Below are 11,994 nucleotides of genomic sequence, written 5' to 3' on the forward strand. Positions count from 1 at the left end.
CCTAGAAAAACATCGGCGGCGCGTCCAGGACGGTCTCGTCCACGCGCCTCTTCTCCCACTGGGTGAAGGGCTTGTCGAGCTCGTACTTGTCGTGCGCGGTGCGCAGCAGGGTGCGGACCTCGGCGTTCTCCGGGTTGTTCAAGGACTCGAAATATTCCACCGACCAGTGGAACCAGCGCATGCAGAACAGCCGCATGGTCAGCCCGTGCGTCACAAACAGCGCGTTCGGCGCATAGCTGGGCTTCGACCAGTGCCGGTACAGGGTTTCCATGAAGGAGGAAATCCGGTCGTACACATCGGAGCCGGATTCGCCCTCGCGGAAGCGGTAGAAGAAGTGCCCGTAGGCGTTGCGGAGCTCCTTCTGGTCCTCGATGTCGCCGGCGATCTGAAAGTTGGCCCAGTCCTGCTCCCGCAGCCGGGGCTCCTCGATCACCCGCTCCACGAGCGGGCCCAGATTGAGCGCCTCAAGCGTCTGGTAGGCGCGCAGGTACGGGGAAACATAGACGCACACCGGGCGGCCGTCCAGCTGGCGGCGGACCTCTTCGCCGGCCGCCGTCGCCTGCTCCAGCCCCAGCGGCGTCAGCGGAATCCGGTAGTCCGGGACGCGGTTGTAGATCGAGGTGTCGGCATTGGCGGCGGACTGGCCGTGCCGGATCATGATGATTTTCCGGGGCGCACTCATAGTCCCCAAGCATAGGGTGCCCGGGAGCCGGCGACGCGGCACGGCGGGCGTGCCCGGAGGACCAGCAAACTCTCGGCAACTGCAGGCAAGATAGGACCATGTTGGTTCCCTCCCGCCGCCGGCTGCGGTTCGAAGTGTTGATTGTCCTGGGGCTGTCGCTGGGTCAGTCCGCGGTCTACTCCGTCGTGCAGCTGGCGGACAAAATGACCCAGGCGCCGCTGGCCCAGGGGACGTCCACGCTGAACCGTTCGCAGAGCCCGCGCGAATACTTCGACCTCACGTACCAGCTGCTGGACATCTTCTTCGCGCTGGTTCCCGTGGCCCTGGTGATCTACTTCCTCACCGAACACCGGGCGGCCGGAGAGCGCGGCATCTCCGCGTTCCGGAGGATCGGCTTCGACTTCGCCCGGCCCGGCAAGGACCTCCTGCAGGGGCTGGGGCTCGCCGCTGTCATCGGCGTCCCGTCCCTGGGGCTCTACGCCGCCGGCCGGGCACTGGGGATCACGACGGCGATCATCCCCAGCGCGCTCGACGCGTACTGGTGGACGGTGCCGGTGCTGGTCCTCTCCGCGATCCGGCATGGGATCGTCGAGGAAGTGATTGTGGTCGGCTACCTGCTGGACCGGCTCGGGAAGCTGGGCTGGAGCATGCCGGCGGCGATCGCCGCCAGCGCCCTGCTCCGCGGCAGCTACCACCTGTATCAGGGGTTCGGGCCGTTCATCGGCAACGCGGTGATGGGCGTCGTCTTCGCCCTCGTGTACACCCGGACCAAGCGCGTGATGCCGCTCGTGATCGCCCACGCCATCCTGGACACCGTGGCGTTCGTGGGATTCAGCCTGTTCGGCAAAGCCGTGGGCCTGGGCTGAGCCTTAGAAACCGGCCTTAAAAAGATCTCGGCCGCCATCTAAGGGTGACATCGTTGGCACCCTTAGATGGCGGCCGAAGTGTTGGGCAGGCGGGGCGTTAGATCGTGACTGCCCCGGAGGCGGTCTCGAAGGTGACGGAGAGGATGCCGGGCGTGCCGTGCGGCGCGATCCAGTTCACCGCGACGTCCTCCAGCGGCTTCTCCACCGGCTCGCCCAGCCATTCCGTCACGCGCTCCGCCGAACCGGCAATGGTCAGCGCGGACATCTTGACTTCGCTCGCGTAGGCGTTGGAGGGGTGAAGCTCCGGGTTGCCCTCCCACTTGAGCATGTAGGGCACCTGGGGGTCGGCAATGAGGCCGAGGATGCCGATCTGCTTCCAGACCAGCTCGCGGCCGTCGGGGAACTTCCGGTTGCCGTTCACGGCCGCGCGGCCGAGCCGCTCCTCGAAGGGGGCGAGGTCGTCCACTTCGACGCACCAGCCCATCCAGCCGCCGCCGGCCTCCGAGCGTGCCCGGACCGCCTGGCCGAAAGGTGCCTTGTCCGACGCCGGGTGGTTCAGGACCTCGACGACTTCCAGGTACTTGTGTCCCGCGAGCGGGATAATCATGTTGCGTGTCCCGAAACGGGGGTGCACTCCACCCTTCACGGCTTCGACGCCGAGGGCAGACGCAATACGTTCAGTGGTGGCTGCCAAGCCATCGTGTTCACAGGCGTAAGAGACATGATCCATGCGCATGCCATCATCTTGGCACTTTGTGATGGAGCTCTCAGCTTAGGCTTGCCTTACCGTCATGGGACGTCGTGGCGGCAGCTTCCGCGGCGCCTTGCAGCGCGCCGTCAGTGCACGCGGGCCCGGCCTCTTCATGTTCGTCATAAAGCTATCCAGCGGCCAGCCGGCCTTCCTAGACTGAAGCAAGGTCATGAGTGCCAGCGCACAGCCCCGGCTTGCTGGCCGGCAACCCTCGTATCGCGGTGGGGTGCCCCGGGTGAAGACCCGGCCGTCCGGCGCCCGCCGGAGGGCAAGCGCGGCGCCTGTGCCGGTCCGGGCCGATGGCCCTGGGCGGTGCTGTGCCCGGTCCCTTGAGGAGCATCAATGTCCACTGCCTGGTCCTTTGAAACCCGTCAGATCCACGCCGGCCAGGAGGCGGACTCCGCCACCGGTGCGCGGTCCCTCCCCATCTACCAGACGACGTCGTTCGTGTTCCCAAGCGCCGAAAGCGCCGCGAACCGCTTCGCGCTCGCCGAACTCGCCCCCATCTACACCCGGATCGGCAACCCCACCCAGGACGCCGTGGAGCAGCGCGTGGCCAGCTTGGAGGGCGGCCTCGCGGCCCTGCTGCTCAGCTCCGGCCAGGCCGCCGAGACTTTCGCGATCCTCAACGTCGCCGAAGCCGGGGACCACGTGGTGGCCAGTCCCAGCCTCTACGGCGGAACGTACAACCTGCTCGCCCACACGCTGAAAAAGTTCGGCATTTCCGTGACCTTCGTTGCGGACCCGGACAACCTGGACCACTGGCAGGACGCCGTCCAGCCCAACACCAAGCTGTTCTTCGGCGAGGTGGTCTCCAACCCCCGCCAGGACGTGCTGGACATCGAGGGCATCTCGCAGGTGGCCCATGAGGCCGGCGTGCCGCTGATCGTCGACAACACCCTGTCCACCCCCTACCTGATCCGCCCCATCGAGTGGGGCGCGGACATCGTGGTCCATTCCGCCACCAAGTACCTCGGCGGCCACGGCGCCGCGATCGCCGGCGTGATCGTGGATTCGGGCAATTTCGACTTCGGCAAAGACCCTGACCGGTTCCCGGGCTTCAACACCCCGGACCCCACCTACAACGGCCTGGTCTACGCCCGCGACCTCGGCGCGGACGGCGCCCTGGGCGCCAACCTGGCCTACATCCTCAAGGCCCGGGTCCAGCTCCTGCGCGACCTCGGCTCGGCGGTGTCCCCGTTCAACGCCTTCCTCATCGCCCAGGGCATCGAGACGCTCAGCCTGCGTGTGGAGCGCCACGTGGCCAACGCCACCCAAGTGGCGCAATGGCTGGAGGCCAGGGACGACGTCGAGTCGGTCGCCTATGCCGGCCTGCCGTCCAGCCCCTGGTACGAGCGCGGGCGCAAATACGGACCCAAGGGGACCGGCGCCGTCGTGGCGTTCACGATCGCCGGGGGAGCAGAGGCCGGCAAGCGGTTCGTCGATGCGCTCGAGCTGCACTCGCACGTCGCGAACATCGGCGACGTCCGCTCCCTGGTGATCCACCCGGCGTCGACCACACACAGCCAGCTCTCGGCCGAGCAGCAGGCCGTGGCGGGCGTGAGCCCCGGGCTGGTGCGGCTCTCGGTCGGCCTGGAGCACATTGACGACATCCTCGCGGACCTCGACGCAGGATTCCGCGCGGCCAAGGGCGCCTAGCGGCCCGCCGAATTCGCCGGACACCGCCGAGATCGCCGTAACGACCGGGCGATCTCGGCGGTTTCCGGCGGTCTCGGTGTAGCGGGCGCCGATTTCCCTAACCGGGGTGTCACACGGAAGTCACAATCTTGGTCATTTCGGCCCCCGGTTTCGTACACTCGAAGCAGGTCATGAGTGCCAGCAACAGCCCCGGCTTGCTGGCCGGCAACCCTCCATTTGCGGCGGGGTGCCCCGGGTGAAGACCTGGCCTGCCGGTCAGCTGACGGCAGGCAAGCGCGAAGTTAGGTCCTCAGATGACGATTGCCGTCACCCGCACGGGTGTCCCCGAATCCAAACCATCCCGCGATTCCGGTGCGCCCGGAAACGCGTCCCGCGGCGTTGCCCCCGGCGCGGCTTCCCGCGCCCCGGACGGGAGCGTCCAGTATCTCCGGATCGGTGACCTTCAGCTCGAATCCGGGGTCCCGCTGCCGGATGTGGTTCTGGCCTACGAGACGTGGGGGACCCTGAACGCCGATGGTTCCAACGCCGTGCTGATTGAACATGCCCTGACCGGCGACACGCACGTGACCCGCGGCGACAGCACGGAGCCTGGCTGGTGGGAGCAACTGGCTGGACCGGGAGCTCCCGTGGACACGGACAAGTACTTCGTCGTGTCGATCAACATCCTGGGCGGCTGCTACGGCTCCACGGGACCGTCCACACCGGCCCCGGACGGACGCCCCTGGGGATCGCGGTTTCCGCTCGTCACGCTGCGGGACACCACTGCCGCCGAGGCCCGCCTGGCCGACGCCCTGGGCATCGAATCCTGGTACGCCGTCGTGGGCGGCTCGCTCGGCGGCGCCCGCGCCCTGGAATGGGCGCTCACGTACCCCGGGAGGGTCCGGCGCTGCGCCGTGATTTCGGTCGGCGCCAGCAGCACCGCCGAACAGATTGCCTTCGCGCAGGCCCAGACCCTCGCGATCCGCCAGGACCCGCACTTCAACGGCGGCGACTACTATGGCGGCCCCGAGCCCGTGGCCGGGCTGGCCCTGGCCCGGCGCATCGCCCACATCACCTACCGCTCCGCGGCAGAACTGGACGGCCGGTTCGGCCGGAACGCCCAGGAGTCCGAGGCCCCGCTGGAAGCCGGCTCGCTGGCCGGGCGCGGCCGGTACCAGGTGGAAAGCTATCTGGACCACCAGGGCAACAAGCTGGTCCGGCGCTTCGACGCCAACAGCTACATCGCCATAACCGAGGCGCTCATGAGCCACGATGTCTGCCGCGGGCGCGGAAGCCTCCGCGAGTCCCTGGCCCCGGCCACCGCCCAGTTCCTGGTGGCCGCGGTGGACTCGGACCGGCTGTATTTCCCGGCCCAGTCCCGCGCGCTCGCCGAGGCCCTGCCGGGCGGCGCCGAACTGCATATCATCGAGGCGCCGATCGGCCACGACGGCTTCCTGACTGAAATCGGCCAGCTCAGCGGCCAACTGCGGGAGACATTCTTCGGCCAGTAAGCGAGAGTCCGTGTGCATTTTTGCAGATGCGCTCTGCACTAATGGCCGTTGAGGCCCGGGGCGGGAGCGTCCATACTCGGGGGGAATGATGCCCTGTGCCCTGAATCACAGGCGTCCTCAGCCCAATGGTCCATAGGGCGTCGACGGAGACGCCGAAGGAGTCACGATGAGTACGGAAAACGCCGCAAGGCGCGCTGAAGCAAACGACGTCCAAACGTCCGGCCTGAAAAAGGTGGTGGCGGCCTCCATGGCCGGCACGGTCGTGGAATGGTACGAATTCTTCCTCTACGCCTCCGCGGCCACACTGGTCTTCGGCAAGGCCTTCTTCCCGAATTCGCAGACCGAACTGGACGGGATCCTGGCAGCCTTCCTGACCTACGCCGTCGGCTTCATTGCGCGCCCGATCGGCGGGATCGTCTTCGGCCACTTCGGTGACAAGTTCGGCCGCAAGCAGCTGCTCCAGGTCAGCATCATCCTGGTCGGCGTGTCCACCTTCCTCATGGGCTGCCTGCCCACCTTTGCCCAGATCGGCTACTGGGCGCCCGCGCTGCTGGTCTTCCTGCGCTTCGCCCAGGGCTTCGCCGTAGGCGGTGAATGGGGCGGCGCCGTCCTGCTCGTCGCCGAACACAGCCCCAGCAAGTCCCGCGGGTTCTGGGCCGCGTGGCCGCAGTCCGCCGTTCCGCTGGGCAACCTCTTCGCCACCGCCGTGCTGTTCCTCCTGTCCTCGGTGCTGTCGTCCGCCGACTTCCTCGGCTGGGGCTGGCGGGTCGCCTTCTGGCTCTCCGCCGTAATCGTCCTGATTGGCTACTACATCCGCACCAAGGTCAGCGATGCCCCGATCTTCCTGGAGGCGCAGAAGGAAGTCACCGTCGAGAACAAGGGCTACGGTGTTGCCGAAGTCTTCCGCCGCTACCCCCGCGGCGTGTTCACCGCGATGGGCCTGCGCTTCGCGGAGAACATCCTGTACTACCTCGTGGTCACCTTCTCGATCACCTACCTCAAAACCGTGGTCCACGCAGACACCGCCCGGATCCTGCTCCTACTGCTGGTGGCGCACTTCATCCACTTCGCCGTGATCCCCATGGTCGGCCGGCTCTCGGACCGGGTGGGCCGCAAGCCCGTCTACATGGCCGGCGCCGTCCTCGGTGCGACCTGGGGCTTCTTCGCCTTCCCGATGATGGACACCGGAAACGATCTCGTCATCCTCGCCGCCGTCATCATCGGGCTGCTGTTCCACTCGCTCATGTACGCGGGGCAGCCGGCCATCATGGCCGAGATGTTCCCGACCCGCATGCGGTACTCGGGGGTCTCGCTCGGCTACCAGGTGACTTCGATCGTGGCCGGTTCGCTCGCCCCGATCATTGCCGTCGCCCTGCTGAGCCAGTACAAGTCCTCCGTCCCGGTCGCCATCTACCTGCTGATCGCCTGCGCGGTCACCGCCGTCGCCGTGTTCTTCCTCAAGGAGACGCGCGGCATCTCGCTCCATGACGTCGACGCCGCCGACGCCCAGGGCACCGCAGACCTCCTCGCCGCCGGTCAGCGGTAATCCCGGAGCCGAGGAACGTTGAGGGGCTGACTGCCCGGGTCCGCGCACTGCGCGGGCCCGGGTAGTCGGCGTTAACCCGGCCGGCGTTGACCCGGGAGCCGGCGTTGATCCGGGACTCAGGCGGACAGCACGTCCCGGCGTTCCCGGATTTCCTGCCGGATCGCCTCCAGGACGGCACGGACCGGGGCCGATCGCAGGGACTCCGGCCGGGCCACCGCCCAGATGGGGAGCTGGCGCTGGAAGTCGTCCGGCAGCACGGGCAGGAACCCGGGCCTGCCCGCGACGAGGAAGTTGGGGAGCAGGCCAATCCCGGCGCCGCGCCGGACCGCCTCCAGCTGGGCGAAGACGCTGGTGGCCTGGAAGCTGGACCGCGGCACCGGCAATTCGGTGGAGCGGTGGCCCAGCTCGGCCACCTGCAGGGCCGATTCGACGTAGGAGACGAAGCCGTGCTGCCGGACGTCGTCGAGCGTGGCCGGAAGCCCGTGCTCCTGCGCGTAGGCGGGACTGGCGTATAGCCGGAGGAAGTAGTTGCTCAGGAAGATGGCCTGGGCATTTGCCGTCTCCATGGTGCCCACCACCACTTCGAGGTCCACGCCGGAGCGGTTTTGGCTCGCTTTGCGAGTGGCGCTGAGCAACTCCACGTTGAGCATCGGATTTTCCCGCTGCAGCCGCACGAGGGCCGGGGCGAGGAACTCGGTGCCGAAGCCGTCCGGGGTGCTGATCCGGACCAGGCCGGAGACGACGTCGCCGGACCGGGCAATGCTGCTGGACAGGGCGCCAAGCGTGCCCTCGATGGCCTCGGCCGCCGTAACGGCCCGGCTGCCGAGCTCCGTCAGCTCCCAGCCGTGCGGGCTGCGTTCCAGGGTTCTGCCGCCCAGCTGCTTGTCCAGGGCCAGGACCCGGCGCGAGATTGTGGTGTGGGTGGTGCCAAGCGTCTCCGCCACCGCGTTGAACCGGCCCAGCCGGGCCACTGTCAGCAGGATCAGCAGGTCATCGGGGCTCGGAAGCCGCTTCAAGTCCACGATGACTCCTCGGGCTGCGGGGTATGTGCATCCATGCACATGCCATCTGTGATTTTTTACCTTGATTGCACTCTAGCAGGGTGTGATTGTGGACACTGGACGCCATGCTTCCGGTCTTTTGGCCGGATGGCGGCAATCCCAAGAACGCACGGCAATGATCAAGCAAAGGAGCTTAAGCCATGGCAGTTATCGCCTGGATCGGACTGGGAAACATGGGCGGGGCCATGTCGGTCAACCTCGCGAACGCAGGACATGAGGTCCGCGGGTACGACCTCAATGCCGAGGCAGTTGCCGCTGCCGGGGCCGGGGGAGTCACTCCGGCCGGCAGCATTGCCGAGGCCGTCGCCGGCGCCGACGTCGTCTTCACCATGCTCCCCAAGGGCGAACACGCCCGCGCGGTGTACCTCGGCGAGGGCGGTGTCCTCGCCCATGCGGACACCCGGACACTGTTGGTGGATTCCTCGACGATTGATATCGCCTCCGCCCAGGCCCTGCACGACGCCGCCGCTACCGCGGGCTTCCGCTTTGTCGACGCCCCCGTCTCGGGCGGCATGAGCGGTGCCAAGGCCGCCACCCTGACCTTCATGATCGGCGGCGAGGCCGGGGCGGTCGCCGACGCCACCGAATACATCAAACCGATGGCGGCCAACATCATCCCCACCGGCGGCGCCACCACCGGCCAGGCAGCAAAAATCTGCAACAACCTCATGCTCTTCATCAACCTCGCCTCCACCGCGGAGGGCGCGGTGCTGGCGGACCGGCTGGGCCTGGACAAACAGGTGTTCTGGGACATTGCCTCCGTCTCATCCGGCGACAGCTGGGCCCTGCGCACCTGGTACCCGGTGGCCGGCGTCGTGCCCACCGCGGCGTCGAACAACGCCTTCGCCCCGACCTTCACCACCGAACTTGCCAACAAGGACATCGGGCTGGCCATCAGCGCCGCCCGCGACACCGGCACCCCGCTGGAACTCGGCGAGCACGTCCAGCAGCTCTTCCAGCGGCTCATCGACTCCGGCCAGTCCGGCATGGACTGCTCCGCGATCGTCAAGCTCGTCGACGGCTCGCTCGAATCCGCCAACTGACCTCCCCAGCGACCCGGCCCCAGCGGCCCCCCGGCTCCCCATGAAAGAGACCCACCCCATGGAACGCATTCCCCACTTCATCAACGGCACCCTGATTTCCGACGCCGAACGCTTCGGCCCCGTCTTCAACCCAGCCACCGGCGAGCAGGAAAAAGAGGTCGCCCTCGCCTCCGCCGCCCGCGTGGAGGAGGCCATCGACGCCGCCCGCGCCGCGCTGCCCGGCTGGCGCGCCACCAGCCTGGCCAGGCGCACCGCCATCTTCTTCAAGGTCCGTGAATTGCTCATGCAGCGCCGCCCGGAGCTGGCAGCGCTCCTGACCAGTGAGCACGGCAAGGTCCTCTCCGACGCCGAGGGTGAAATCACGCGCGGCCTGGAGAACATCGAATTCGCCACCGGGCTCTCCCACGCCCTCAAGGGTGAGCGCTCCGAACAGGTTTCGGGCGGCGTCGATGTCCACTCGGTCCGCCAGCCGGTCGGCGTCGTCGCCTGCATCACGCCGTTCAACTTCCCCGCCATGGTGCCGCTGTGGATGATCGGCAGCGCCCTGGCGTGCGGGAACACCGTGCTGCTCAAGCCCAGCGAAAAGGACCCATCCTCCGCCGTCTTCATTGCCCAGGCCTTCGCCGAGGCCGGGCTGCCGGCAGGCGTCCTCAACGTCGTCCACGGTGACAAGGAAGCCGTCGACGTACTCTTGGAGCACCCGGCCGTCAAGGCCGTCAGCTTTGTCGGCTCGACGCCGATCGCGCAGTCCATCTACAAGCGCGCCGCCGATCACGGCAAGCGCGTCCAGGCCCTGGGCGGCGCGAAGAACCACATGGTGGTCCTGCCGGACGCTGACCTCAGCATGGCCGCGGACGCCGCCGTCTCGGCCGCCTATGGCTCCGCCGGGGAGCGCTGCATGGCCGTCAGCGTCCTTGTGGCCGTCGGCAGCATCGCGGATGACCTCGTGGACGCGATCACCACCCGGATGGGCACCCTGAAAATCGGCCCCGGCACGGACCCGGCCTCCCAGATGGGCCCGCTCATCACGGCCGAGCACCGCGACAAGGTGGCCTCCTACGTCGCCGGCGCGGCCAGCGAGGGTGCCAGCGTGGTGGTGGACGGGCGGGACCAGGAGTTCGACTCCAACGGCTTCTTCATCGGCGTCAGCCTGATCGATCACGTCAAGCCCGGCATGAAGGTCTACGACGACGAGATCTTCGGCCCCGTCCTCTCGGTGGTGCGCGTCGAGACCTACGCCGACGCCGTCAAGCTCGTCAACGACAACGAGTTCGGCAACGGCGTGGCGATCTTCACCCGCGACGGCGGCGCCGCCCGCCAGTTTGAGTTCGACGTCGAGGCAGGCATGGTGGGCGTCAATGTGCCCATCCCGGTGCCGGTGGGCACCTTCTCCTTCGGCGGCTGGAAGAACTCGCTCTTTGGCGACACCCACATGTACGGCCCCGAGAGCATCCGCTTCTACACCCGCGGCAAGGTGGTCACCACCCGCTGGCCGGACCCCGCCACCTCGGTGATCGACCTCGGCTTCCCCCAGGTGGACTGACTCCCGCCGCTCCCGCCGCCCCGCTCCAAGCAACGCGGGGTCACCTACGGCCCATCCCGACCCGGATCATGGGCCGTAGGTGACCCCGCGTTGCCTTGGGCTCTCGCCGGTGCCGGGTGCCGGGGCTAGAGTGGGCGGGCAGGGACACCCAGGAACCGGGAGGCATTGTGACCACGCTCGACCACCGACCCAACACGGCATTGCTGGTTGTCGACATGCAGGTGGGCGTGGTCGCGGAGGCCTACCGCCGGGACGCCGTCGTTGCCACCATTGCAGCCCTCGTGGAGAAGGCGCGCGCCGCCGGCATCGACGTCGTCTGGGTGCAGCACAGCGGCGAGGAGCTTCCGCCGGGCAGCGACGGCTGGCAGTTTGTGCGCGAGCTTGCCCGGGGTGCGGCTGAGCCTCTCGTGGCCAAGGAATACGCCGACGCCTTCGAGGCGACTGAGCTGGAGTCCGTGCTCGCCGCCCGCGGCATTGGGCGCCTCTACCTGGCCGGGGCGCAGACCGACGAGTGCATCCGTTCCACCCTGCACGGCGCGATCACCCGCGGCTACGATGTCACGCTGGTTGCGGACGCGCACACCACGGAGGACCTTAGCCCGTTTGGTGCGCCGCCGCCGGAACTGGTGGTGGCCCACACCAATCTGTACTGGCAGTCCCACAGAGCCCCGGGACGGACGGCCGGAACGGTCAAGGCGGCCGACGTCGACTTCGCCCGCCGTTCGTGACCTAGCCGTTCATGATTTCGGCGCGCTGGGCCATGTAGTCCTCCATGGACAATTTGCCGTCGGTGTACTTCTGGTCGAGTTCGGCGAGCTTGCGGGCCCGGTAGCCCGGCGCGGCCGATGACGGCTGGGGGACCTGGGGGACCTGGGGAGCCTGCGGCTGACCTGCGCCCGGTGCAGGTTCGTGCGGCTGCGGCGGGTTGTTGAGGTACTGGGGGCTGTCCTCGTACGGAACGGGGGGCTGGTAGCCGGCCGGGCCCGGGTACTGCTGACCGGGATATGGCTCGGTCGGGAACGGCTGGTCCGGGAACCGGGGGCCGGGGTAGGGCTGGTTGGGGTACTGCTGGCCGGGGTACTGCTGGGGGTACGGCTGGTTGCCTTGGCCGGGCTGCTTCGGAGCGCCCAGCTGGCCGAAGCCGCCGAAGTAGTCCTGCTGCGTGTAGCCGTCCCGCGGCTGGTTGTTCTGGCTGCCCGGGTTGTTCTGGTTTCCCGGGAACTGGCCGAACTGGCCCGGCGTGCCCTGGTTCCGGCCCTGGACAGACCTCCGGTAGCGGCGCACCGCCATGGGAACCAGGAACGATAACACGATGATCCAGAAGAACATGCTGCTCACGGTGCGGGGCCTTTC

11 protein-coding genes and 2 riboswitches are annotated in these 11,994 nt (G+C 67.9%); of the genes, 7 read left to right on the forward strand and 4 right to left on the reverse strand.

The annotated features are described in order from the left end of the window. Window position 1: 1 nt before the first annotated feature. The gene (locus C8D78_RS11405; RefSeq protein WP_120953753.1) at window positions 2–682 is read right to left on the reverse strand and encodes a histidine phosphatase family protein; all 681 of its coding nucleotides are present in this window, start codon (window positions 680–682) and stop codon (window positions 2–4) included. Window positions 683–780: 98 nt separating this feature from the next. Between C8D78_RS11405 and C8D78_RS11410 the strand changes: the two genes are divergently transcribed. Continuing rightward, window positions 781–1,548, forward strand: coding sequence for a CPBP family intramembrane glutamic endopeptidase (locus C8D78_RS11410; RefSeq protein ID WP_120953755.1), 768 nt, complete (start codon window positions 781–783; stop codon window positions 1,546–1,548). Between the two features lie 97 nt (window positions 1,549–1,645). Here C8D78_RS11410 and C8D78_RS11415 read toward each other — a convergent pair whose 3' ends face one another. After that, window positions 1,646–2,284, reverse strand: coding sequence for a VOC family protein (locus C8D78_RS11415; protein WP_120953757.1), 639 nt, complete (start codon window positions 2,282–2,284; stop codon window positions 1,646–1,648). Between the two features lie 180 nt (window positions 2,285–2,464). Continuing rightward, window positions 2,465–2,580: riboswitch (SAM riboswitch) on the forward strand. 61 nt (window positions 2,581–2,641) lie between these two features. Here C8D78_RS11415 and C8D78_RS11420 point away from each other — a divergent pair. From C8D78_RS11420 to C8D78_RS11430, 3 genes are all read left to right on the forward strand, one after another. Further along, complete coding sequence (locus C8D78_RS11420) at window positions 2,642–3,958, forward strand: bifunctional o-acetylhomoserine/o-acetylserine sulfhydrylase (protein ID WP_120953759.1); 1,317 nt, start codon at window positions 2,642–2,644, stop codon at window positions 3,956–3,958. Window positions 3,959–4,124: 166 nt separating this feature from the next. Continuing rightward, a riboswitch (SAM riboswitch) is annotated at window positions 4,125–4,240 on the forward strand. Between the two features lie 11 nt (window positions 4,241–4,251). Further along, window positions 4,252–5,448, forward strand: coding sequence for a homoserine O-acetyltransferase MetX (metX, locus tag C8D78_RS11425; protein ID WP_120953761.1), 1,197 nt, complete (start codon window positions 4,252–4,254; stop codon window positions 5,446–5,448). Between the two features lie 166 nt (window positions 5,449–5,614). Then, the gene (locus C8D78_RS11430; protein WP_120953763.1) at window positions 5,615–6,994 is read left to right on the forward strand and encodes an MFS transporter; all 1,380 of its coding nucleotides are present in this window, start codon (window positions 5,615–5,617) and stop codon (window positions 6,992–6,994) included. Window positions 6,995–7,110: 116 nt separating this feature from the next. Here the strand turns inward: C8D78_RS11430 and C8D78_RS11435 are convergent, their stop codons facing one another. Further along, window positions 7,111–8,010, reverse strand: coding sequence for a LysR family transcriptional regulator (locus C8D78_RS11435; protein ID WP_120954116.1), 900 nt, complete (start codon window positions 8,008–8,010; stop codon window positions 7,111–7,113). Between the two features lie 185 nt (window positions 8,011–8,195). Here C8D78_RS11435 and mmsB point away from each other — a divergent pair, with 185 nt between their 5' ends. The 3 genes from mmsB (at window position 8,196) to C8D78_RS11450 (ending at window position 11,369) form a co-directional block, all read left to right on the forward strand. Then, window positions 8,196–9,098, forward strand: coding sequence for a 3-hydroxyisobutyrate dehydrogenase (gene mmsB, locus C8D78_RS11440; protein WP_120953765.1), 903 nt, complete (start codon window positions 8,196–8,198; stop codon window positions 9,096–9,098). Window positions 9,099–9,156: 58 nt separating this feature from the next. Continuing rightward, window positions 9,157–10,641 (forward strand): CoA-acylating methylmalonate-semialdehyde dehydrogenase, encoded by a 1,485-nt coding sequence (locus C8D78_RS11445; RefSeq protein WP_120953767.1) that lies wholly within the window; start codon window positions 9,157–9,159, stop codon window positions 10,639–10,641. A 167-nt stretch (window positions 10,642–10,808) separates the two neighbouring features. Next, window positions 10,809–11,369 (forward strand): isochorismatase family protein, encoded by a 561-nt coding sequence (locus C8D78_RS11450; protein ID WP_120953769.1) that lies wholly within the window; start codon window positions 10,809–10,811, stop codon window positions 11,367–11,369. 1 nt (window position 11,370) lies between these two features. On the opposite strand, the gene C8D78_RS11455 is transcribed toward C8D78_RS11450, so the two are convergent. After that, window positions 11,371–11,970: a hypothetical protein gene (locus tag C8D78_RS11455; protein ID WP_279629527.1), complete on the reverse strand. Its 600-nt coding sequence runs from the start codon at window positions 11,968–11,970 to the stop codon at window positions 11,371–11,373. Window positions 11,971–11,994 lie beyond the last annotated feature (24 nt).

This window comes from Arthrobacter oryzae, assembly GCF_003634095.1.
Lineage (GTDB): Bacteria > Actinomycetota > Actinomycetes > Actinomycetales > Micrococcaceae > Arthrobacter > Arthrobacter oryzae.

What these genes read in the sequence shown, in the direction of transcription:
- C8D78_RS11405 (WP_120953753.1), bottom strand. Translation starts at nt 682, where the DNA reads ATGAGTGCGCCCCGGAAAATCATCATGATCCGGCACGGCCAGTCCGCC.
- C8D78_RS11410 (WP_120953755.1), top strand. Translation starts at nt 781, where the DNA reads ATGTTGGTTCCCTCCCGCCGCCGGCTGCGGTTCGAAGTGTTGATTGTC.
- C8D78_RS11415 (WP_120953757.1), bottom strand. Translation starts at nt 2,284, where the DNA reads ATGCGCATGGATCATGTCTCTTACGCCTGTGAACACGATGGCTTGGCA.
- C8D78_RS11420 (WP_120953759.1), top strand. Translation starts at nt 2,642, where the DNA reads ATGTCCACTGCCTGGTCCTTTGAAACCCGTCAGATCCACGCCGGCCAG.
- metX (WP_120953761.1), top strand. Translation starts at nt 4,252, where the DNA reads ATGACGATTGCCGTCACCCGCACGGGTGTCCCCGAATCCAAACCATCC.
- C8D78_RS11430 (WP_120953763.1), top strand. Translation starts at nt 5,615, where the DNA reads ATGAGTACGGAAAACGCCGCAAGGCGCGCTGAAGCAAACGACGTCCAA.
- mmsB (WP_120953765.1), top strand. Translation starts at nt 8,196, where the DNA reads ATGGCAGTTATCGCCTGGATCGGACTGGGAAACATGGGCGGGGCCATG.
- C8D78_RS11445 (WP_120953767.1), top strand. Translation starts at nt 9,157, where the DNA reads ATGGAACGCATTCCCCACTTCATCAACGGCACCCTGATTTCCGACGCC.
- C8D78_RS11455 (WP_279629527.1), bottom strand. Translation starts at nt 11,970, where the DNA reads ATGTTCTTCTGGATCATCGTGTTATCGTTCCTGGTTCCCATGGCGGTG.